We start from the raw sequence: 21223 nt of genomic DNA on the forward strand, positions 1-21223 counted from the left end.
ATTAAAGATTCTAAAGGTATAAAGGAGGGTGATGCAGGTCTAGCATTCACCTCATCATTCCCTGATGGACGTTTTGATGATGACTTCAACCTCTTCGCGCCCGATCCCCTGGGCGCTCTACGCTTTGACCATTGGTGCCTTCGGCATCGGCACCACCGAGTTCGTGATCATGGGGGTGCTGGAGCAAGTGGCCGCCGATCTGGATGTGAGCATCCGCCAAGCGGGCCTGCTGATCTCCGGCTATGCCTTGGGTGTGTTCGTGGGTGCGCCGTTGCTCACCATTGCCAGTGCCCGCTGGCCTCGCAAGAGGGTGCTGGTGGCGTTGATGATTATTTTCACCCTCGGCAACCTGGCCTGCGCGCTGGCTCCGAACTACTCGATGCTGATGGTTGCCCGGGTGGCGACTTCTCTAGCACACGGCACTTTTTTCGGCGTCGGTTCGGTGGTCGCCACTGGCCTGGTAGCGCCGGACAAACGGGCCAGTGCCATCGCCACGATGTTCACCGGCTTGACCGTGGCGACGCTGCTGGGCGTGCCCGCTGGCGCTTGGCTGGGGCACGAATACGGCTGGCGCACCACCTTCTGGGCAATTACCGGTGTGGGCGTACTGGCGACCCTGGTGATCGCCCTCATGGTGCCTCGTGACAGCGGTGACGGTGAGACATTGGGTTGGCAAAAGAGTCTGGCGTCGATCGGTCGACCCACGGTGTTATTGGGGCTGTTGATGACAGCGCTTGGCATCGCCGGGGTGTTCACCGTGTTTACCTACATCCAGCCGATGCTGACGGGCATCGCCGGTTTTTCCCAGGAGGCGGTGTCGCTGATTCTGCTGGTATTCGGTGTCGGCATGATCGTCGGCAACCTGCTCGGCGGGCGTCTCGCGGATCGGGGGCTGGCTCCGGCCCTGATAATCACATTGGCAGTGCTGGCGGCGGTGCTGGGGCTGTTTCCGTTTGCGCTCGGCTATCAGTGGACAACGGTGGTCTTCGTCGGACTGCTGGGCATGGCCGGTTTCGCCACGGTGGCGCCCTTGCAACTGTGGGTACTTAACCGGGCGGAAGGCGCGGCCAGCCTGGCGTCCAGCTTCAATATCGGTGCGTTCAATCTGGGCAATGCCATTGGTGCGGGCTTGGGCGGTGTGGTGATCGAGCGCAGCGGCAGCTTTACCGCCGTGCCTGGCGCCGCCGCACTGGTGGCTCTTACCGGACTGACGATGGCCGTTTGGGCCATCAAACGTGAGCATGGCGAGTCCCTTCGGCCCGCCCCGGCAATTTCCTGCGAACAGGAGTGAGTGTGATGGAATATCGTTATCTAGGGCGATCTGGTTTCAAGGTGCCTGCATTGGGTTTCGGGGCTGGCACCTTTGGTGGCAAGGGGCCGCTGTTCAGTGCCTGGGGCAATACCGATGTTGAGCAAGCGAAGCGGCTGATCGATATATGTCTGGATGCTGGGGTCAATCTGTTCGACTCCGCAGATGTTTATTCCGATGGTGCATCGGAGGCGATTCTTGGTGCGGCGATCAAAGGCCGTCGTGACCGGGTGATCGTGTCCACGAAGCTGTCACTACGCAGCGGGGAGGACGCCAATGACGTGGGCAGCTCTCGACACCACTTGATCCGCGCCACCGAGCGCGCACTAAAAAGGCTGGGAACCGATTATATCGATGTGCTGCAACTGCATCACTTCGATGCCATGACCCCGGTGGAGGAGGTGATGTCCGCACTGGATGATCTGGTGCGGGCTGGTAAGGTTCGCTACTTAGGGGCATCCAACTTCTCTGGTTGGCAGTTGATGAAGTCCCAGAGCGTTGCCGAGCGTTATGGCTATGCGCGCTTCGTGGCGAACCAGACGTATTACTCCCTGGTGGGCAGGGATTACGAGTGGGAGCTGATGCCGTTGGGGCAGGATCAAGGCCTGGGTGCTCTGGTGTGGAGCCCGCTGGGCTGGGGCCGCCTGACCGGTAAGATTCGTCGCGGCCAACCACTGCCCGCCGGGAGCCGTCTTCACGAGACCGAAGGGTTCGCGCCACCTGTGCCGAATGAAAGACTGTACCGGGTAGTGGACGTGCTATTCGAGATCGCTGACGAAGTCGGCAAGAGCGTGCCCCAGGTAGCGATTAACTGGTTGCTGCGCCGCCCGACGGTGTCATCGGTTTTGGTTGGTGCCCGGGATGAAACCCAGTTACGCCAGAATCTCGGTGCGGTTGGCTGGCGCCTTGATGAGTCTCAGGTCGCACGGTTAGACGTGGCGAGCGCGGTGACACCGCCGTACCCCTATTATCCCTATTGGAACGGCCAGTTTACCGAGCGTAATCCACCATTGGTATGACGGGAATAAACTGAAAAAGCCAGGAAGGGTCCGTACGGCCGAGGGATTCCAGCGACGCTTTCCAGGTACAGCATCTACGCCCTGTAACGCTGCGAGGGCACAACTGTGCGTCATACAAGGCCGATGATCGCTTGAAGACTACGAGGGGTGCTCAACCTGATTATCGATGCTTTTGTTGGGCTCGAAGTTGGCTGGCCAGTGCCGGTAAGATGCCAACAGCAGCGCTGAGATAATATAGATGCCCGCCATACATGGCAGGGCAATACCTTTTCCCCAAGTGATGCTGGCCTGAGCGAGAGGAGCACCGAGGCTGGCACCACAGAAGAGGATAAAAGTGTAGAGCGTGATGGCTCGCTGCCTATAGGCCATAGGTTGTTCGCCGAGAAAGTGCAGAAAGGCGGGCGTGGCAAGTGCGATACCCCCGAGGGTCAGCCAGTGGCCTATATACAAACCGCTGCCTTGTGCGACGAATCCGGATAATAGGGCACCGCTGGCTGCCAGGATCAGGCCCGCGGCCTGCACGAAGTTAGTTGCCACACGGGATAGCAGAGCGCCGGATACCAGCGTCATCAACACGGCGGGGGAACCTAGCAGCCGGAACCATTGAAGGTTCGTCACTGACTCGCCCGATGAGATCACGGCATAGTAGAAGACCACACCCATCAGCAGTACGAAAACGGCCACATAAAAACGCCCAAGGGTTCGCCAGTGTAGCAAGCGCTTGATGCTTGAACTCCCCGGCGCCGACTGAGGTGCTTTGGTTGTGCCGAAAGGTAGCTGCCATAGACAAAGTGCGATCGGAACCAATAGGACGCTGACGCCGAGAAAAACGGCTGGAACCGACCAGGTGTCTGCCGTGATGCTGGCCATGAGCTGACCGAGCGGTGCTGACATCAATAGGGCCGCGCTAAGTAGGCCGATAGCCGTTGGCCGGTGACGTTCACTGGTTGCCTCGATGAGCATCGTGATAGCGAATGGCGGGAAGGCAGCCGCCGTCATGCCTTGCAAAGCGCGACCTGCCATGAATCCCCAGCCGAGACCCAATGCTAGCGCAAGGGCGGTTAACAGGCTGGCCGCTGCCAAGCCCGCGATACCCGCGGCAAAGAGGGTGCGGCTTCTCCAATAATGGTTGAGATAACCGAAGACCAGAAACCCGATGGCCTGACAAAGTGCGAACAGTGTCGTGGCCAATCCCGCCTCGCTGGCTGTGATGCCTAGTCGTTCGGCGATCAGGTTGGTGAGTGGAAGGTAGGCATACAGTTGTCCGACCACCAGAATGGCTGCCACCATCAGCAGTATAGTGACACCGTAACTGCGTAGTGAATCTGGGGCGGGCGTTGCTGGTGATATCGTCATATCGAGTCTCCCATGGCTATATCGTTTTGATGCCTGAACGACTCTATGCTGCCGGTGAAGGGGGCAGCCAGTGACGCGTTATCCTGGGATTAGGACTGCCACCTTTATGCATGGAGGGGACATGATCGATCATAAGGAGTTAGGCGACTTCATGAAGGCGTGTCGTGCACGTCTTGATGCCGACGCCATGGGGTTTCCGGTCAGCCCGCGTCGCCGCGTAGCGGGGTTGCGGCGCGAAGAGGTGGCAGAGCTCGCCAATATTAGTCCCGACTGGTATACACGCCTGGAGCAAGGCCGGAATGTCGGTGTGTCTCGTCGCGTTCTGGAATGCCTGAGCTTGGCGCTGCAGCTCTCCGAGGCTGAGACCGGGCATCTTTTCTCACTTGCTGGTGTGCAGCGGCCCATGGAGACGGTAATGCCAAGCGATGAAAGAGCGTCGCAGGTTGATGTACTAGAGGCGTTATTACCTAACCCGGCTCACTGTGTGTCAGGCCCTTGGGAGATCGAGGCAATGAATGCGGCGGCTGAATTGGCGCTACCCGAGTTGCATGGGAACGAGGCCGGTGGAAACGTCATGCGCATGATTTTTCGTGACGAAGGGTTTCGAGAGCGTCTGGTGGACTGGGAGTCGCATGCTAAGCAGTGCTTGGCGACATTCCGTACCTTCTATGGGCGTCAGCAGGCGCGGGATCCGCGTTTTCGGCAGCTCGTGAATGAGCTGACGCTATCGAGCGAGGCATTTGCCGCTTGGTGGCCGCGCCAGCGTGTGGGGGACCTGTCGCCGGCATCCAAGCGTTTCATTGATCCTAAGCTGGGGGAGTTACGGTTTACCGTTCGCTTCTTTCAACCGACGGAAGATCCCAGCAGGATAATGACGGTTTTCATGGGAGATGCCTCAACTCAGAAGCGGCTCGGTGAGGCTCTCGCTCGGTAGTCGCCCGAGAACCCCAGGCGACCCTTGGCAACGTGGTACTCATGTCAGAGTGCGTTGCGCAATATCTCACTTTTCAAAGATCAGCGCGTCCGGGTTGGCGCCCAGCTCTTTCAAGGCTGCCATGATGCTCTCGTTGAACGGGTCAGGGCCGCACACGTAGAAGGCCTGGCTCATGTCCTTGATATGCGATGTCAGGAAGGCCTTGTCGATGACGCCATCGGTGAAGATATGGTCGCCGGACGGCTTTTCGTCGGTGATGACGTTGATGAACTGGGCTCCCAGCATCGTCGCGAATTCTTCCTTGAGAATGATGTCGCGTTCTGCCTTGTTGGAGAAGATCAGCTGGTTGTTGCCGATCTCGCCCTTGCGATGCAGGTCGCGCAGAATGGCGATAAACGGCGTTACGCCCGCACCGCCTGCCAGGAACACACCTTCGTCCTTGTATTCGATGGTGCCCCAGGGCTCGCCAACGATCAGCGAGTCCCCCTCCTTGAGCTGGCCGATCTGCTGGGTGACGCCCTCGTGGTCCGGATAGATCTTGATGACGAATTCCAGCCACGGATCAGACACCAGCGAAGAGAACGTGAACGGCCGTTTCTCGTCGGTCCACCCTTCACGATTGACGGCGACCTCGGTTGCCTGGCCAGGCGTAAAGGTGTATCCCTCAGGCTTGGCAAGCCGTATCTGTTTGACATCATGAGTGAGATTGCGGATTTCCTGGATTTCGAGTGTATGGTCCATACTTCGCCTTATGCCTCTCATCGTTAGGTTGCAATACGTCATGTTGGCCGTGGGAGCGTCGGGTTGCAAAGCCGGGCATTAAACGCAAGGAGACACCATGGATAACGCAGTGTATTGGTACGCGGTTGTGTCAGTGCTGCTTTTTTTGAAGATGTTCGCGATTGCCGTGTATCAAGGGTTTCATCGCATCACCAAGATGACGTTCAAGACCACCGAAGATGCCGCCTTTGTAGGCAGAGACGCTGCGAAAGAGGAATTGCCCCAGGTGCAAAGGGCCGCTCGTGCCTGGTCAAACGACGTCGAAAATATCCCCATCTTTCTGGCGCTTGGGGTTGCCTATGTGTGGGTGGGTGCTGCGCCAGGCTTGGCGGCCTGGCTTTTTTTGACGTTTACCGGCGCCCGTTACGTGCACACCTTTTGCCTGCTGGCGGGGCTCCAGCCCTGGCGAACGGTGGCGTATTTCGTCGGCGTGGGGTGCATGTTTGTGATGTGTGGCCTGATTATGTCGGCACTTCATTAACACGACCCAGGATTGAGCACGCACGCTTTTCCAGCGCGCTGTTGTAACCGATATGGGTTAGGCAATATGCCTCAGGCAGGCTCGGGCGCTGCTCTGGCCCCTCGCAAGTAGCTGACGTCAGCCCGTGGCGGCGCGCCGAACATGCGGCTATATTCGCGGCTGAACTGGGAGGGGCTTTCATAGCCAACCCGGTAGCTGGCAGTGGCTGCTTCCAGTCCTTCGGCCAGCATGAGTCGTCGGGCTTCGTGGAGGCGCAGCTTCTTCTGGTACTGCAGGGGCGACATGCGTGTGACCTGGCGGAAGCTGTGATAAAGCGTCGATTCGCTCATGTTGGCGGCCGCTGCCAGCTCACGAATCTTGAGCGGCTGCGTATAGCGTTCCTTAAGGGCGTAGATGACCCGTGCAATTCGGTTTGCCTGGGAATCAGAGGCGGCAAATCGGCGCATGTGCGGCCCCATGGCACCCATGAGTGCCCGGTAGATCAGCTCCCGGCGGGCCAGCGGTGAAAGCACCTTGATGTCTTCCGGGGAGTCGAGCAGGCTCAGCAATCGATAGAGCGCGCCCTGCATACGTGCATCCATGGGGGCCGATTTTAATCCGCAGTCCATCTCGGGGCAGATCGTATCATTCCCCGCGAGCGGCGCGGTGTCGCCCAGTTCCAGTATCAGTCCTGCGACCTCCTGAGGATTCACCGAGACCTTCACCGCCAGAAAGGGGGTTTCCGGGGTCGCATGGTCAATCCTGCCGACCACTGGCAGGTGAACGGCGCTGCCCATGTAGCTGGGCCCGGTGTAGACAATCTCTTTGTCACCCAGCAGCACCGTCTTGCTGCCCTGGATGACAAAGCACAGGCACGGGTCGTAGACGGCACAATGGAAGGTGGTGGGTGAGTCAGCGCGTACCAGCTGCACCTCGGCAATCGCCGTATCCTGAAGCTCTTCCAGGGGCGTCCAGCGCCGGGCGATTCTGCTCAGCTGATGCAGCGTGTCCGTAGAATGGCTAGCTTGCATGGGCAAGGTATCGGTCAATGGCTCTCCTCCCTAACAGCTTGCAGTATATGCCTTCGTTTCATGGGACGAGGGCTTTTTCATTTGCTTTTGCAGGATCAGGCAAGCACTGCGCAGAAAACGACAACCCATGCTGTGTGTCACACAACGGTCATTATCCTCAAAACCCTAGTAGCAGGCTTATCAAAATACCCCGCCAGATGATGCCTTGCACGTCTCGCGACAGAATCAGGCAATCTTCTCGCAGGAACCCGATACCCTCTTCGTCCCCGCTCACCCTATGGTAGGCATCCTCTGGTAGGTGTTTCGCATTCAGCTCGATCCTGCCAATCCGCCAGCTCTGCTTATGACAACAACATCACTGTCGATTCTGGCGCTATTCAAGCGACTGGAAAGCTGACCGCTAACGCGCTACGAAATAGATCACCAACGCGGCTATCGGCTTCCGATAGCCATTGGAGCAAGTCATCATGGGAAGTTTGAATCAAAGAGCTCGCTCAACGAGTGGCCGGGGGATCCTCCCGTTTTTGCTGTTAATTGTTTTGCTGACCGGATGTGAAGCCAAGAGTGAGGAGGCAGCGGCCGCGCCACCACCGCCGCCAGAAGTCGAGGTGGTGGATATCGTTGCTCAGCCGGTCGTGTTGAGCGAGTCTTTCACCGGGCGAGTAGAAGCGGCGGAAACGGTTGAGCTAAGGCCCAGGGTCAGCGGCTATATCGAGGAAGTGGCGTTCGAGGAGGGGGAACTGGTGGAGCAGGGTGACTTGCTGTTCCAGATCGACCCTCGCCCCTATCAGGCGCGAGTCGGCGCCGCCCAGGCTGAGCTTGCCCAAGCCAGGAGCCAGAGCGCCCAGGCCGCCAGTGAGGCCGAGCGGGCCCGTGTGCTGCTGGGGCGCCAGGCTATTTCCCAGGAAGTACATGATCAGCGCCAGTCGGCCCTGAACAATGCCCGCGCCATGGTGAATGCCGCCGAAGCCGCGCTCGAGACCGCCGAGCTTGACCTGGCCTATACCCGTATCACCGCGCCAATCAGCGGCCGCGCCGGTCGCGCGATGGTGACACGCGGCAATCTGGCCAATGCGGATCAAAGCCTGTTGACCACTGTCGTCAGCATTGACCCAGTCCATGTCTACTTCGAAGCGGACGAACAGGCCGCCTTCGCCAGCCAGGCACTGATGGTCGATGGCGAAAGCAGTCTGACGATTGAGTTGGGTGGCGACCCACAGCGTCAATACACAGGCACGCTGGACTTTATCGACAATCGCTTGAATCCCAGTACAGGCACCCTGCAGTTCCGGGCGCTGCTGGCCAACCCTGACGGCCGTATCCGGCCGGGAGAATTTGCCCGGGTTGAGGTGCCGATAGCCCGTTTGGAGCAGGCGCTGCTGGTGGAGCGCAAGGCGATCCTGACCGACCAGGACCGGCGCTACGTGTATGTCGTCGATGGTGATAACCGGGCAGAGCGGCGCCAGGTAGCCACCGGTCGGCAGATGGGCGAACAGATGGTGATTACCGAGGGGCTCAGCCCCGGTGACCGGGTGATTGTCAACGGGGTGCAAAAGGTGTTCTTCCCCGGCATGCAGGTAAGCCCGCAAAGCGTCGCTGCCGATGCCCCTGTTTCCGGTGACCAGCCCGCTCTTGCGGCCAGGGAGGAGTAGACCGCCATGAATTTCTCCCGTTTCTTCGTCGACCGACCGATCTTTGCGGCGGTGCTGTCGATTATTATCCTGGCGATCGGGCTGATCTCCATCCCCAACCTGCCGATCAGCGAGTACCCGGATGTGGTGCCGCCCTCGGTGGTGGTGCGCACCGTCTATCCGGGAGCCAACCCGAAGGAGATCGCCGAAACGGTGGCGACGCCGCTGGAGGAAGCCATCAATGGCGTTGAGGATTTGATGTACTTCAAGTCCGTCGCAGGCTCTGATGGCGTCCTGCAGATGACCGTCACCTTCCGCCCGGGTACCGATGCCGAAGAGGCTGCCGTTCGGGTGCAGAACCGCGTCAGCCAGGCCGAGGCGCGGTTGCCGGAAGCGGTGCGCCGCCAGGGCGTGACTACCCAGAAGCAGTCGCCTACGTTTCTGATGGTTGTTCACCTCACCTCGCCTGGGGGCGAATACGACACTCTTTATTTGCGCAACTACGTGCGGCTGCATGTCAGGGATCGCCTTGCCCGGCTCGAAGGGGTAGGCGATGCCCAGATATTTGGCGGCGGTGACTACGCCATGCGCGCCTGGCTGGATCCTGATCGCGTCGCCGCCCGTGGCTTGACCGCCAGCGATGTGGTGGCGGCCATGCGCGAGCAGAATGTCCAGGTCTCTGCCGGGCAGTTGGGTGCCGAGCCCATTGAAGAGAGTGATTTCCTGACCCTGATCAATGCCCGCGGGCGGCTGGAAACGGTGGAGGAGTTTGGCGATATCGTGCTCAAGCGTGGTGACAGCGGCGATATCTTGAGGCTCTCGGACGTGGCCCGGCTGGAGATGGGCGCCGGGGACTATACCCTTCGCTCGCAGTTGGACGGCAATGAGGCGGTGGCCATCGGTATTTTCCAGGCGCCGGGGGCCAATGCGCTGGCGATCCGCGAGCAGGTGGTGGCCACCATGGATGAACTGTCTGAACAGTTCCCAGAAGGCGTTGAGTATGAGGCGGTTTATGACACCACCATCTTCGTCAGCGATTCGATCAAGGCCGTGGTGAAAACCCTGCTGGAAGCCGTGCTGCTGGTGGTGCTGGTGGTCACCCTGTTCCTGCAAACCTGGCGTGCCTCGATCATTCCGTTGTTGGCAGTGCCGGTATCGGTGATCGGCACCTTCGGGGCGCTCTATCTGCTGGGCTACTCCATCAACACGCTGACCCTGTTCGGCCTGGTGCTGGCCATTGGCATCGTGGTGGACGACGCCATCGTGGTGGTGGAGAACGTCGAGCGGAACATCGGCGAAGGGCTCAATCCCCAGGCCGCGGCGCACCAGGCCATGAAAGAAGTTTCTGGCCCGATCATCGCCATCGGCTTGGTACTTTGCGCGGTGTTTATCCCCATGGCGTTCCTTTCCGGGGTGACCGGGCAGTTTTACCGTCAGTTTGCGGTGACGATTGCCATCTCTACGGTGATCTCCACGATTAATTCGCTGACCCTCTCGCCCGCTTTGGCGGCCATGCTGCTCAAGCCCCATGACGCGCCCAAGGATCGCCTTACCCGTGTCATTGACGGGTTGTTCGGCTGGCTCTTCCGGCTCTTCAATCGCTTCTTTAACGCCAGCGCCAACAAGTACCAGGGCGGCGTGGCGCGCTCTTTAAAACGCCGGGGCGCGGTGTTCGTGGTCTACGCCCTGCTGCTGGCGGGTACCGGGGTAATGTTCAAAGTGGTGCCGCCCGGGTTTATCCCGGTGCAGGACAAGCTTTACCTGATTGCCGGCGTTATCCTGCCGGAAGGCGCCTCCCTGGAGCGAACCGACCAGATGCTCCAGGAGGTCGTGGATATCGCCATGGAGACCGAAGGCGTCGAGCACGCCATCGCCTTTCCTGGCCTGAACGCGCTGCAGTTCACCAATACCTCGAATACGGGGGTCGTATTTCTCACCCTTAGCCCCTTTGGTGAGCGCAGTCTCACGGCCGCGGAGATAAATGCCAGCATCAATCAGGGCATCGGCGGGCTGAAGGAAGGGTTTGCGTTTGCCTTTATGCCACCCCCGATTCTGGGACTCGGCAATGGTTCGGGCTATCAGATGTTTATCGAGGATCGCGGCAATCTTGGCTACGGGGCGTTGCAGCAGGCAGTCAATCAGTTCCAGGGTGCCATTGCTCAGACGCCGGGCATGACCTTCCCGATCAGCAGCTACCAGTCCAACGTCCCGCAATTGGATGCTGAGGTGGACCGGCTCAAGGCCAAGGCTCAGGGGGTACCGCTAACCGAGCTGTTCGATACCCTGCAGACCTACCTTGGTTCGACGTACGTCAATGATTTCAACCGCTTCGGCCGTACCTGGCAGGTGATCGCCCAGGCGGACGCGCCTTACCGGGCCAGCGTGGAAGATATCGCCCGCCTGCGCACCCGCAATGATCAGGGAGAAATGGTGCCAATCGGCACCATGGTCAACATCACCCAAACCTTCGGCCCGGATCCGGTGCTGCGCTACAACGGCTACCCGGCGGCGGATCTGGCCGGGGAGGCGGACCCAAGAGTGCTTTCCTCTGCTCAGGCCATGGATGCCATCAACGCGCTGGCATTGGACGTGCTGCCGCCGGGTATGGCGTTCGAATGGACTGACTTGAGCTACCAGCAGTCCACCCAGGGGAACGCGGCGCTGGTGGTCTTCCCGCTGTCGATCCTGCTGGTGTTCCTGGTGCTGGCGGCCCTCTATGAAAGCTGGACGTTGCCCTTGGCAGTGATTCTGATTGTGCCCATGTGCATGCTCTCGGCGCTGATTGGCGTCTGGTTTGGCGATGGTGACAACAATATTTTCGTGCAGGTGGGGCTGGTGGTGCTGATTGGCCTGGCGTGCAAGAACGCCATCCTGATCGTGGAGTTTGCCCGGGAGCTGGAGCTGCAGGGCAGAAGTATCGTGGACGCCGCCCTGGAGGCCTGCCGACTGCGGCTACGCCCCATCATCATGACCTCCATTACCTTCACCGCCGCCGTGCTGCCGCTGGTGATTGCCACCGGCGCGGGTGCCGAGGTGCGGTCAGCGCTGGGCACGGCGGTGTTTGCGGGCATGATCGGGGTGACCCTGTTCGGGCTATTCCTCACCCCGGTGTTCTATGTGGCGCTGCGCAAGCTTTCGGGTTCTCGGCCGCTGGTCAGCCATCACAGCGCCACCTTGGAGGGCACGCCTCAGCCTGCCAGCCATCCCCAAAGCTGATGATAGAGCGGAATACCCATCAGCACATTGAAGGGGAAGGTGAGTCCTAACGACGCCAGCATGGCAAGGCCAATGTTGGCGTCTGGAATCGCGGCGCGAATGGCGACAGGGGCGGCAATGTAGGAGGCGCTGGCGGTAAGGCTCGCCAGAATCACCGCGGAGCCAGCGGGCAGCCCAAGCCAGTACGCCATCATCAACCCCAGGCAGGAGAGCGCAACGGGCGCTGCCAGGGCAAAGATTATCAGGCGGCTGTGCCCCCAGCGCAGGCTGCGCAGCGTCTCTGCTGCCACCAGGCCCATTTCCAGCAGGAACAGCGCCAGAATGCCCTGGAAAGCATTGGTGTAAAGGCTGGTCACCGATTCGCCGGCATTCGGCCCGTATAGCCAGCCGATCAAAACGCCGCCGACCAGCAGGATGACGCCGCGATTGGTCAGCGTCTCGTGCCACAGGCTCGACATACTAGTGGCGGAACCTGCTTGGCTAAAGCGACGATAGAGCAAAATCCCGAGCATAATCGCCGGCAGTTCAAGCAGCACCAGATAAAGCGTTACCTGCCCGCCGGTCATCAGGCTGTGCGCTTCGGTATACGCCAGGGCAACGGCGAAGGTACCGGCGCTAACCGAACCGTAGTGGGCAGCAAGGCTGGCGCTGTCTGCCAAAGAGAGCCGCACCAGGTAGCGAACAACGGGGAAGATGATCAGCGGGATTAAAATGCCCAGCAGGGTAACCCCGGCAAGCTCGATTAATAGAGCCGTATTCAGGCTCCCGTGCAGCGCCATGCCGCCCTTGAGGCCTATGGTCAGCATCAACAGAAGACTTAGGATGTCATAAGCGGCTTTGGGAATGCTGAGATCGGAGCGCACCACACCGGCGACAACACCTAGTACAAAGAACATGACCACAATATCCGGCACGGCAACTCTCCTTGAAGGACTGGGCTTGAAGGGCTGGGGGTGAATGAACAGGGCAACTACTTTAGCGATTCCAGTGGATTGATGAAAACAAATAAGCTTTATATAGTCATAGATGATTATCTATGGTGTAAGCAATGAAAGTTCGACAACTGACCTTCCGCCTGCTGCAGGTCTACGCCGACGTGGTACGCACAGGCTCGATTACCGCCACCGCCAACCGGCTGCATCTGACCCAGCCGACGGTGTCTCAGCAGTTGAAGCGGCTGCGGGAGATTGTTGGCGAACCCATCGTGCGCCAGGAAGAGGGGCGCGTAGTTCCCACCGAGGTCGGCCAGGCGCTCTATCAGCTAAGTCAGGACTTGCTCAGCCGCACCGATGTGTTCAGCCAGTATCTGGACGAATACAACCGCGGCGGCCGCGGACATTTCAGTATTGGTTTAGTGAATACCGCCCAATACGTATTGCCGCGGCTGTTGGGGCCCTTCAGTCAGGCTAACCCCCAGGTAGACGTCACGGTCGAGATCGGTAACCGCCAGCAGATGCTCAATCGCTTTGAGCGCCACGAAGATGACCTCTACGTATTTAGCCACCCGCCTTCGGACGACGCCGTGATGGCCGCGCCTTTTCTGAGCAATCCGCTGGTGGTGGTAGGGCCCGAAAACAATCGCTGGGCGAATATTACAGATCTCACCATGGAGGCCTTGAAAGACGAGCGTTTCCTGCTGCGTGAACCGGGCTCGGCGACCCGGCATACCTTTGATGCCTGGCTATACAGCGCGGGCATTGAGCTGCGCTCCACTCAGCAGATCGCCAGCAATGAAGCGATTCGCCTCGCCGTGGCCTCCGGGATGGGGTTGGCGGTGCTGTCGCGCCATGTGGTGGCGGATTCGCCCAAGGGCGTTCAAGAGCTGCCCTTGCAGGGGTTTCCGCTGAAAAGCCGCTGGCATTTCGTGGTACGTCGAGAGCGCCGTCTACCGCCCGCCGCCTATCGTTTTTTGAGTTTTGTACAGGGGGTGCTGGCGCTCGAGTTTAATGAACCGGAAGGAGAACTTGCCGTCGCTGAGCTGCTACGAACCCTGGACATTGAGAGACGGTAGCTTACTTATTCGACGCGTCTCGAGCAGCCTGCAACAACCCAATGACATCGTCATCGCTGGTCTGGGTAAAGTCCCGGTAGTGCTCGCCCACGGCGTTGAAGGGCTCGGGGGTTGCCAGGCAAACCACATCGTCGACATCGCCAGCCAGTTCATCCAGTGTCGAGGCCGGGGCAACGGGCACGGCCAAAGTGACAGTGGCAGCCCCCGCCTGCTGCAGTGCCCTGACGGCTGCCTTGGCCGTGCCGCCGGTGGCGATACCGTCATCTATCAGTAGTACCCGGTGTCCGCTCACGTTCACCTGCGCCCGGTCGCCTCTGTAAGCGTGGCGACGGCGGGTAATCTCGCGCTTTTGTCGTTGTATTTCCTCTTCGATATACCGCTCGGGTACCTGCAGCATCTCCACCGTCTGCGAATTCATCACCACCTGCGACGGGTCGCCATCCACCACCGCGCCGATACCGAACTCGGCATGCCCCGGTGCGCCCAGCTTGCGTACCACCAGGACATCCAGCGGCAGTTGAAGATGCATGGCCACTACGTAGGCCACAGGCACACCGCCGCGCGGTAGGGAGAGAACGATGTCGTGGTGTTGGCCGGTCAGTGCGTTGGCGAGTTGACGTCCTGCGTCATGTCGATTTTCGAAGCGCTCTTGACGGTTGGGCATGAGTAACTCCTGAACACCCTATCGGCGGGCGCCCGCCACGCTATAGACGGGGCTGGGTGTCATCACACGATGGATTAACGCTCCTTAGACTATAGTAAGAGGTAGTGGCTTATCCAAGCCGGGTCGGTTCTTCATCGACCACTATTGCGGTAACCCTTGTGAAGGAGGCGTCATGCTGCTCAAAGGATCATGCCACTGCCAGGCAGTAACGTTCAGCGTAAAGTCACATCATCCCTATCCTTTTAACCGCTGTTACTGTTCGATATGCCGCAAAACGGCGGGTGGCGGCGGCTATGCGATCAATCTTGGTGCCGATAGCAGTACCTTGAGGGTCAGTGGTGAAGAGCATATTGCCATCTACCGAGCCGTGATCGACGGCGAGGAAAGCACTGGCGAGCGGCACTTTTGCCAGCATTGCGCCAGTGCCCTCTGGGTTTACGATCCCGAATGGCCTGAGCTTGTTCACCCTTTCGCCTCGGCGATCGATACACCGTTGCCTTCGCCGCCCAAGAAAACGCACATGATGCTGGGCAGCAAAGCGGAATGGGTCGAAGTCAACGCGCCGATACAGGACAAGTGCTTTTATGCCTACCCGGACGAGAGTCTGGCCGAATGGCATCAACGCCTCGGGCTGGAGCAGTGATGCAGGCAGATAGGCGCTACCGGGCGTGTGCCTGCCGATATAGCCACCACGCATCTACCCCAAACGAATAGGCTAAAGATAGCAGGGCGCTTAATGCCAGCATTTCCGCAACGCCGGAGGAGGTCAGCGGCGTCAACGCCAGCAGGAGTGCCACCACCTGCCAGACGCATACGGTTTTGCGGCGCATGCTGGCAAACAGCGGTTGGGTCAGCCAGGCGAACCGCCAGCCAGCGGCCACAAACAGGTAGCGCATCCCACCAATCAGCACTACCCACCCGCTTATCGACTCAAGCCACAAACCCACGCAAAGCAGCATGATCAGCAGGGCATCCAGCTCCATATCAAAACGCGCGCCGAACGGTGAAGCGCTTTGCGTGCGGCGTGCCAACCAGCCGTCAACGCCGTCCAGCAATAGAGCGAGTATGGCAATGGCCAGCCAGAGCCATATGGCGGCCATGAACGCCTGGTTGGCCAGTGCCCCTGCCACCAGCGCGACCAGCACCGCCCTGGCCAGTGTCACCCGGTTCGCCCAGCCCAGCAGGCCATGAGGCCAGTAAGTCGTCACTAACCCACCGATTAGCGCATAACAGAAAACGGCAACGCCCCAGTTAAGCGGTCCGGGTAACAAACCAGGCAATAGCCATCCTGAAAGAACCAGTGCGATGCCGCCCAGAAAGACTTCCATGGCCGTTTGCCAGCGCCTGGTGGTTGTAACAGTCGGTGTATTGGTGAACAAATACATGGCACTCCTGCCATCATGATCGTTGCATCGATAAAATAATTCGATGCAAATATTTTTATATGTACCATTCTTGTAGAAGAAGGTAGGGTTGTCTAGTCTGCAATATCGAATATCCGATTGTTTAACGCTACGCTAGAAAGGGTACTGCCAGTGAACACAATTCGACGCCAGCTCGGTCTAACTGGTCCGGCATTATACATTGGCATACCCCAGGAAAAGCGAGCGGCACAAGGAAGGAGTGCTGATGAGCAACAGCAATAACGCGACGGCGTTCTGGGTGACCCACCCAGGCTGTGGTGAACTCAGGCATGAATCATTGCCAGCGGCGGGTGAGGATGACGTTCTTGTACGTACCCTCTATAGCGGGATCAGCCGTGGTACCGAATCGCTGGTATTCAATGCCCGCGTGCCGGAAAGCGAGTTTGCCCGCATGCGAGCCCCTTTCCAGGCGGGTGACTTTCCCGTGCCGGTTAAATACGGTTACGCTAATGTTGGCCACGTGCTGCAGGGACCGCCCAAGTTACTGAACCAGCGCGTGTTTTGTCTGTATCCCCATCAAGACTACTTCGTGGTACCCGCGTCGGCGGTGCTACCGCTTCCTGATGACTTGCCGTCCGAGCGTGCCGTGCTGGCCGCCAACATGGAAACCGCGATTAACGGTGTCTGGGATGCCGAGCCTGTGCTGGGCGAGCGCATCAGCGTGATCGGTGCCGGGGTGGTGGGCGCACTGGTGGCCTATCTATGTGCCCGGATACCCGGCGTCGAGGTGCAGTTGATCGATATCAATCCCGACCGCGAACCGCTGGCGACAAAGCTGGGCGTGCCGTTCAGCCTGCCTGACGAGGCCAGTGCCGAACAGGACTGCGTGATTCACGCCAGCGGCCACGCAGACGGCTTGCGCCAAGCGCTAAGCCTGGTCGGCAACGAGGGGCGCATCGTCGAAATGAGCTGGTTCGGCGAGGGTGAGGTGTCAGTCCCCCTTGGCGGCGCTTTCCATTCCCAACGGCTTACCCTGCGCGCCAGCCAAGTGGGTCAGTTGCCGCCTCGCTTGCTGCCACGCTGGGATTATCAGCGGCGGCTCCGCCTGGCACTGAAACTGCTGGTAGACGATTGCCTGGATGCCCTGATCAGCGGGGAGAGTGACTTTACCCACATGCCCGACCTGGCTCCAGAGTTGTTGTCATCCAGCAGTACCGAACTGTGTCACCGGTTGCGCTATTCCCACTAACGCTAATACGAAATACGACAGGAGTGTTTATGTACCGCCTATGTGTCCGTGACCACTTTATGATTGCCCACAGCTTCAAGGGCGAGGTTTTTGGGCCCGCTCAGCGCACCCACGGCGCAACGTACGTGGTGGACGTTATCTTCCAGCGGCCGGAATTGGACGATGACGGCTTGGTCATCGATATCGGTTTGGCTGGCGATACCCTCAAGGCGGTCTTGGCAGGCTACAACTACCAGAACCTGGATGAGGTAAGCGAGCTGCAGGGTCATAACACCACCACGGAATTCATGGCCAAGGTGATTTACGATCAGCTTGGCGCCGCGATTAAAGCGGGCGAAATGGGCACGACGGCCCGCGGACTGACCCATCTTGAGGTCAGGCTGCATGAGTCGCATGTGGCGTGGGCAAGCTACGAAGGCGCGCTATGAGCCAGCGACTCAGCCTGCTGGTGGCTGGCGACCCGAACCAGCGTACCGGCGGCTACCTTTACGATGCCCGCATTGTCTCGGCGCTTCGTACACAGGGCTGGGCGATCGAGGTCATCGGGCTGGATGGGGCGTTCCCGGACGCCGATGCCACCGCGACTCGGGCATTGGCGGACGCATTGGCGGCCCAGCCCGATGGCGCAACGGTCGTCATCGACGGGTTGGCCATGGGGGCATTGCCTGACGTGGTAACCCGCCACGTGGATCGTCTGGCTATCACGGCGCTGGTGCATCACCCGCTGGGTGATGAATCGGGCCTGGGGGCGGATGATCAGCAGCGGCTCCACCAAAGCGAGCTGCGAGCCCTGGCGGCTGTTTCGCGGATTATCGTGACCAGCCACTTCACCGCCCGCCGCCTGTCGGTGCTGGCGGATACGTATGCGATCCCGCTCAAAGCGAATACGACCGTTGTTGAGCCCGGCGTTGAGCAGGCGCCAGTGAGCCCCGCCTGCGAGCCGGGTGAGTCACTGAACTTATTGTGCGTAGCGACCTTGACGCCGCGTAAAGGCCAGGACGTGCTGATCGAAGCGCTGGCTGGACTCTCGGCGAGCCGCTGGCGCTGTGACTGTTATGGTGGCGCACGGGATGCCGAATTTACCCTGAGGTTACAGTATCTGATTGAATTTCATGGCCTTGAGGGTCAGGTTGCCCTGCATGGCGAGTGCGACAGCGACACCCTTGAAGCTGCCTATCAACATGCTCACGCTCTGGTGCTACCTTCCTGGTACGAAGGCTATGGCATGGTGGTGACCGAGGCGCTGGCCCACGGCCTGCCCGTGATCACCACCACCGGCGGCGCCTTGCGCGATACCTTGCCCACCGGTGCCGGTTTAAGCGTTGAACCCGGCGACGTGGAAGCCTTGCAAAGCGCTATCGGGCGGTTCTGTGGCGATGCCGACCTGCGTGCTTCACTGCGCCAGGGGGCGATGGCGGCCCGCCAAACGCTCAAGGACTGGCCCGCCGCGGCCGAGGCGTTTGCCGGTGCAGTGGCGTCAACACCCAGGCCCCTGGTGTCGGGTAGCGAATTTGCCGCCTCTTGGCTGGCGCTGCGTGAGCCGGTGGACCACGGCTCCCGTTCCCAACGCCTTGTCACCCTTGCCGACGAGTGGCTGTCGGCCTGCCCTACGCCTCATCGGCTGGTGGATCTGGGCTGTGGCCGGGGCAGCAATGTTCACTTCCTGGCACCCCGACTATCCGGCCCGCAAACCTGGACCCTGCTCGACCACGACACCACCTTGCTTGGGGACGCCCGGGCGCGGGTGATGACGTTGCGGGATATAAACGGACAGCCGATCGCTGCCGACACAGAGACGGCATCGTTCGCCCGTCTCGACACCCCTGCATTGAATGGCGCTCACCTTATCTGCGCTTCGGCACTGCTCGATTTGGTCTCGAAGTCCTGGATTGATCAACTGGTTGCCCATTGCGCTGCGCATCGTCAGGGGGTGCTCATGGCGCTCAGTGTTACCGGTGAATGGTGGTTTACCGACCGTCATCAACGGCCGGTTGCCGATGACGAAGATCAATGGGTACTCGATCTTTTTCGTGCCCATCAGCAGCGGGATAAAGGCCTTGGCGATGCCCTCGGCGGTCGCACACATGCCACTCTTGCCGCTGCCTTCAAGGTCGTTAATTACCGCGTTGAAGAAGCGGATACGCCGTGGCAGTTATTGGCGGATAACCCCGATCATCAACCACTGATGACGTCATTGATTGATGGCTGGGCATCGGCGGCCGAGGAGCACGCGCCTGATGCCGCTGGCCGCATTGCCGACTGGGCGGCAATGCGTCGCCAGGCGGTCGCCAGCGGTGAGCTGGGTATCTGGGTTGGCCACCGTGATCTGCTGGCCGTGCCCAAGGAAGCGCAATTCCAGGGGGAAGGGTAACGCCATGGCCAATCCTCAGTGGTGGCAGTCCCCGTGGCTACGTCGCGTAGCCGTCAGCGGCTTGTTGCTGGTGGCCGTGGCACTGTGGGTTGACCCCCAGGCGATTGTCGCGCAGGTACAGCGCCTGTCACCTGGTTGGGTGCTGCTGGCGCTACTGATTAGCGTGGGTCAGGTTGTTCTCAGCGCCTGGCGGTGGCAGCTGACGGCAAGGTTGATCCAGGTACCCATGCGCTTTGGCTACGCGCTGCGTGAGTACTACCTGGCCTTGCTGGTCAACCAGTTATTGCCGGGTGGGGTATTGGGCGATGCGGGGCGTGCCCATCGGCATGCCAGACAATCCGCCTCCAGGGGGCGCGCGTGGCGCGCGGTGATTATCGAACGGGTCTCGGGCCAGGTGGCTATGGGGCTGCTGACGCTTGTGGCGCTTGCGCTGTCGCCACTGTGGCAGGCAGCGCTCGGCTGGCCGGTGTGGTTATCCATCGGCGTCGCAGGGGTGCTGGCCACAGGGTTTATCTCGGCGCTTGTCGGCCTGGCACGTAAAGGGTTGATTCACCTGCCTGGCTGGTGCCTGTCCGTTGGCCGGGATATTCAGCGTGGCCTGTTTACGGCTGGTGTCTGGCCTCTTCAATTATTGTCCTCGCTGACCATTGTGCTCAGTTATGGACTGGTCATGGTTTGCGCAGCGCGGGCGATCGGCGTTGAACTGCCGGTGTTGAGCTTGCTGGCCCTGGCGCCGGTGGTGCTGCTTGCCATGCTGGTGCCTTTCTCGGTGGCCGGTTGGGGCGTGCGTGAAGGCGCCGCAGCAGGCGTTTGGGTAGGGGTGGGCTTGCCCGCCGCCCAGGGTGTGGCGGTGTCGCTGGCTTATGGTGTGGTTGTGCTGTTGGCCAGCCTGCCGGGCCTTTGGGTGGCCTTCGGCCGACGCCATGCGGCGCTACCCCCCGAAAGTGGCCGGGCGCAGCAGGACGTCGAACAGGGTGTCTTCTCCACAACGGAAGGTTCGCAGCGCGGGGCGCAGCGCAGTGTCCAGCGTTTCGATGGGCGTCATCTGCAAGCCGGGGCGCCCCGAGCCGATCAACAGCGGTGCGACAAGCAAGTGCAGTCGGTCTACCACGCCTGCCTCGATAAATTGCGAGACGGTAACCCCGCCGCCCTCGACCAGTATCCGGTGCAATTGGTGGGTGCCGAGCAGTTCAATGACATCGCAGGGCGCAAACTGGCCTCGGTCATTCAGTGGCAGCACGCAGCGCTCTACGCCCGCGGGCGGGTCGGTAAGCGAGGCATCTGGCCCGACCACATGCAGCGTGGGCGCCACGCTGGTTCGAAACAGTTGCCGATCCATCGGCACGCGGCCACGCGGGTCAAGCACAACGCGGGTGGGGTGAACGCCGCTAACGTGGCGCACGGTCAACTGGGGATCATCGGCCTCGGCGGTGCCAGCACCGATGACCACGGCATCGGCAAGCCCCCTCAGCCGGTGCAGATGCACAAGGCTCGCCCGACCGTTGATGTAGTGGGAGTGACCGCTCTGGGTGGCGATCCGTCCGTCCAGGCTTTGCCCCAACTGCGCCACCACCCACGACGCCGTCGTTGCCAGGGGCGCCAGACTGCTCGCCAGTTCGCTGGCCATCGGCTTGTCATCATCCAGGGACTGTCCTGCCAGCAGGCGCTGCCAAGTCGCGTCCGGGATGACGTCAGCGTCGGGGCTCAATCGATTCGTACGTACCATGGAGTCGGGCATGACGCCTCCGTTCGGGATCAATCGTTGCATCATGCGGTGCACGGCGACCCGGCGCAAGCGCCACTCGTCCGTCACGTCAGTCAGCCAGGA

The 21223-nt window shown here is 60.4% G+C and carries 18 protein-coding genes and 1 pseudogene; 12 read left to right on the plus strand and 7 right to left on the minus strand.

Translation table 11 applies throughout. From position 1 onward, the window contains the following. Window positions 1–76 precede the first annotated feature (76 nt). Together QC816_RS02240 and QC816_RS02245 are read left to right on the plus strand one after the other, a co-directional pair. Complete coding sequence (locus tag QC816_RS02240) at window positions 77–1291, plus strand: MFS transporter (protein ID WP_309780760.1); 1215 nt, start codon at window positions 77–79, stop codon at window positions 1289–1291. A 5-nt stretch (window positions 1292–1296) separates the two neighbouring features. Further along, a complete protein-coding gene (locus QC816_RS02245; RefSeq protein WP_309780761.1) occupies window positions 1297–2328 on the plus strand; it encodes an aldo/keto reductase in 1032 nt (343 codons plus the stop codon). A 138-nt stretch (window positions 2329–2466) separates the two neighbouring features. Here QC816_RS02245 and QC816_RS02250 read toward each other — a convergent pair whose 3' ends face one another. Next, window positions 2467–3684, minus strand: coding sequence for an MFS transporter (locus QC816_RS02250; protein WP_309780763.1), 1218 nt, complete (start codon window positions 3682–3684; stop codon window positions 2467–2469). Window positions 3685–3805: 121 nt separating this feature from the next. On the opposite strand from QC816_RS02250, the gene QC816_RS02255 reads away from it, so the two are divergent. After that, window positions 3806–4618 (plus strand): helix-turn-helix transcriptional regulator, encoded by an 813-nt coding sequence (locus tag QC816_RS02255; protein ID WP_309780765.1) that lies wholly within the window; start codon window positions 3806–3808, stop codon window positions 4616–4618. A 66-nt stretch (window positions 4619–4684) separates the two neighbouring features. On the opposite strand, the gene QC816_RS02260 is transcribed toward QC816_RS02255, so the two are convergent. Next, complete coding sequence (locus QC816_RS02260) at window positions 4685–5359, minus strand: FAD-binding oxidoreductase (protein WP_309780767.1); 675 nt, start codon at window positions 5357–5359, stop codon at window positions 4685–4687. A gap of 97 nt (window positions 5360–5456) precedes the next feature. On the opposite strand from QC816_RS02260, the gene QC816_RS02265 reads away from it, so the two are divergent. Further along, on the plus strand, window positions 5457–5879 hold the full coding sequence (locus QC816_RS02265; protein ID WP_309780769.1) for an MAPEG family protein: 423 nt from the start codon (window positions 5457–5459) through the stop codon (window positions 5877–5879). Window positions 5880–5950: 71 nt separating this feature from the next. Here the strand turns inward: QC816_RS02265 and QC816_RS02270 are convergent, their stop codons facing one another. Further along, window positions 5951–6889 (minus strand): AraC family transcriptional regulator, encoded by a 939-nt coding sequence (locus QC816_RS02270; RefSeq protein ID WP_422823727.1) that lies wholly within the window; start codon window positions 6887–6889, stop codon window positions 5951–5953. 467 nt (window positions 6890–7356) lie between these two features. On the opposite strand from QC816_RS02270, the gene QC816_RS02275 reads away from it, so the two are divergent. Together QC816_RS02275 and QC816_RS02280 are read left to right on the plus strand one after the other, a co-directional pair. Continuing rightward, a complete protein-coding gene (locus QC816_RS02275; RefSeq protein WP_309780773.1) occupies window positions 7357–8541 on the plus strand; it encodes an efflux RND transporter periplasmic adaptor subunit in 1185 nt (394 codons plus the stop codon). 6 nt (window positions 8542–8547) lie between these two features. Beyond that, the gene (locus QC816_RS02280; protein ID WP_309780775.1) at window positions 8548–11736 is read left to right on the plus strand and encodes an efflux RND transporter permease subunit; all 3189 of its coding nucleotides are present in this window, start codon (window positions 8548–8550) and stop codon (window positions 11734–11736) included. Here QC816_RS02280 and QC816_RS02285 read toward each other — a convergent pair. Continuing rightward, the gene (locus QC816_RS02285) at window positions 11709–12650 is read right to left on the minus strand and encodes a sodium-dependent bicarbonate transport family permease (protein ID WP_066318798.1); all 942 of its coding nucleotides are present in this window, start codon (window positions 12648–12650) and stop codon (window positions 11709–11711) included. The genes QC816_RS02280 and QC816_RS02285 overlap by 28 nt on opposite strands. A 134-nt stretch (window positions 12651–12784) precedes the next feature. Here QC816_RS02285 and QC816_RS02290 point away from each other — a divergent pair, with 134 nt between their 5' ends. After that, on the plus strand, window positions 12785–13747 hold the full coding sequence (locus QC816_RS02290; RefSeq protein ID WP_309780778.1) for a LysR family transcriptional regulator: 963 nt from the start codon (window positions 12785–12787) through the stop codon (window positions 13745–13747). 1 nt (window position 13748) lies between these two features. On the opposite strand, the gene QC816_RS02295 is transcribed toward QC816_RS02290, so the two are convergent. Beyond that, a complete protein-coding gene (locus QC816_RS02295) occupies window positions 13749–14411 on the minus strand; it encodes a phosphoribosyltransferase (protein ID WP_309780780.1) in 663 nt (220 codons plus the stop codon). A 172-nt stretch (window positions 14412–14583) separates the two neighbouring features. On the opposite strand from QC816_RS02295, the gene QC816_RS02300 reads away from it, so the two are divergent. Then, the gene (locus QC816_RS02300) at window positions 14584–15054 is read left to right on the plus strand and encodes a GFA family protein (RefSeq protein WP_253023033.1); all 471 of its coding nucleotides are present in this window, start codon (window positions 14584–14586) and stop codon (window positions 15052–15054) included. Window positions 15055–15070: 16 nt separating this feature from the next. Here QC816_RS02300 and QC816_RS02305 read toward each other — a convergent pair whose 3' ends face one another. Next, window positions 15071–15796: a CDP-alcohol phosphatidyltransferase family protein gene (locus QC816_RS02305; RefSeq protein ID WP_309780783.1), complete on the minus strand. Its 726-nt coding sequence runs from the start codon at window positions 15794–15796 to the stop codon at window positions 15071–15073. Window positions 15797–16040: 244 nt separating this feature from the next. On the opposite strand from QC816_RS02305, the gene QC816_RS02310 reads away from it, so the two are divergent. From QC816_RS02310 to QC816_RS02325, 4 genes and pseudogenes are all read left to right on the plus strand, one after another. Continuing rightward, complete coding sequence (locus tag QC816_RS02310) at window positions 16041–17024, plus strand: zinc-dependent alcohol dehydrogenase (RefSeq protein ID WP_268902473.1); 984 nt, start codon at window positions 16041–16043, stop codon at window positions 17022–17024. Between the two features lie 29 nt (window positions 17025–17053). Then, window positions 17054–17452, plus strand: a complete 399-nt coding sequence (locus QC816_RS02315) for a 6-pyruvoyl trahydropterin synthase family protein (RefSeq protein WP_085918846.1) — start codon at window positions 17054–17056, stop codon at window positions 17450–17452. Next, window positions 17449–19395: a glycosyltransferase family 4 protein gene (locus tag QC816_RS02320; RefSeq protein ID WP_309780787.1), complete on the plus strand. Its 1947-nt coding sequence runs from the start codon at window positions 17449–17451 to the stop codon at window positions 19393–19395. Before QC816_RS02315 ends, QC816_RS02320 begins: the two co-directional genes overlap by 4 nt. A gap of 4 nt (window positions 19396–19399) precedes the next feature. After that, window positions 19400–20275 (plus strand): annotated as a pseudogene (locus QC816_RS02325) (lysylphosphatidylglycerol synthase transmembrane domain-containing protein); the annotation flags it as partial. 51 nt (window positions 20276–20326) lie between these two features. Here QC816_RS02325 and QC816_RS02330 read toward each other — a convergent pair. Next, window positions 20327–21166: a RibD family protein gene (locus tag QC816_RS02330; RefSeq protein WP_309781421.1), complete on the minus strand. Its 840-nt coding sequence runs from the start codon at window positions 21164–21166 to the stop codon at window positions 20327–20329. Window positions 21167–21223: the final 57 nt, after the last annotated feature.

The sequence above is a fragment of the Vreelandella janggokensis genome, assembly GCF_031451615.1.
GTDB classification, from domain to species: domain Bacteria; phylum Pseudomonadota; class Gammaproteobacteria; order Pseudomonadales; family Halomonadaceae; genus Vreelandella; species Vreelandella janggokensis.

What these genes read in the sequence shown, in the direction of transcription:
- QC816_RS02240 (WP_309780760.1), top strand. Translation starts at nt 77, where the DNA reads ATGATGACTTCAACCTCTTCGCGCCCGATCCCCTGGGCGCTCTACGCT.
- QC816_RS02245 (WP_309780761.1), top strand. Translation starts at nt 1,297, where the DNA reads ATGGAATATCGTTATCTAGGGCGATCTGGTTTCAAGGTGCCTGCATTG.
- QC816_RS02250 (WP_309780763.1), bottom strand. Translation starts at nt 3,684, where the DNA reads ATGACGATATCACCAGCAACGCCCGCCCCAGATTCACTACGCAGTTAC.
- QC816_RS02255 (WP_309780765.1), top strand. Translation starts at nt 3,806, where the DNA reads ATGATCGATCATAAGGAGTTAGGCGACTTCATGAAGGCGTGTCGTGCA.
- QC816_RS02260 (WP_309780767.1), bottom strand. Translation starts at nt 5,359, where the DNA reads ATGGACCATACACTCGAAATCCAGGAAATCCGCAATCTCACTCATGAT.
- QC816_RS02265 (WP_309780769.1), top strand. Translation starts at nt 5,457, where the DNA reads ATGGATAACGCAGTGTATTGGTACGCGGTTGTGTCAGTGCTGCTTTTT.
- QC816_RS02270 (WP_422823727.1), bottom strand. Translation starts at nt 6,889, where the DNA reads ATGCAAGCTAGCCATTCTACGGACACGCTGCATCAGCTGAGCAGAATC.
- QC816_RS02275 (WP_309780773.1), top strand. Translation starts at nt 7,357, where the DNA reads ATGGGAAGTTTGAATCAAAGAGCTCGCTCAACGAGTGGCCGGGGGATC.
- QC816_RS02280 (WP_309780775.1), top strand. Translation starts at nt 8,548, where the DNA reads ATGAATTTCTCCCGTTTCTTCGTCGACCGACCGATCTTTGCGGCGGTG.
- QC816_RS02290 (WP_309780778.1), top strand. Translation starts at nt 12,785, where the DNA reads ATGAAAGTTCGACAACTGACCTTCCGCCTGCTGCAGGTCTACGCCGAC.
- QC816_RS02295 (WP_309780780.1), bottom strand. Translation starts at nt 14,411, where the DNA reads ATGCCCAACCGTCAAGAGCGCTTCGAAAATCGACATGACGCAGGACGT.
- QC816_RS02300 (WP_253023033.1), top strand. Translation starts at nt 14,584, where the DNA reads ATGCTGCTCAAAGGATCATGCCACTGCCAGGCAGTAACGTTCAGCGTA.
- QC816_RS02305 (WP_309780783.1), bottom strand. Translation starts at nt 15,796, where the DNA reads ATGTATTTGTTCACCAATACACCGACTGTTACAACCACCAGGCGCTGG.
- QC816_RS02310 (WP_268902473.1), top strand. Translation starts at nt 16,041, where the DNA reads ATGAGCAACAGCAATAACGCGACGGCGTTCTGGGTGACCCACCCAGGC.
- QC816_RS02315 (WP_085918846.1), top strand. Translation starts at nt 17,054, where the DNA reads ATGTACCGCCTATGTGTCCGTGACCACTTTATGATTGCCCACAGCTTC.
- QC816_RS02320 (WP_309780787.1), top strand. Translation starts at nt 17,449, where the DNA reads ATGAGCCAGCGACTCAGCCTGCTGGTGGCTGGCGACCCGAACCAGCGT.
- QC816_RS02330 (WP_309781421.1), bottom strand. Translation starts at nt 21,166, where the DNA reads ATGATGCAACGATTGATCCCGAACGGAGGCGTCATGCCCGACTCCATG.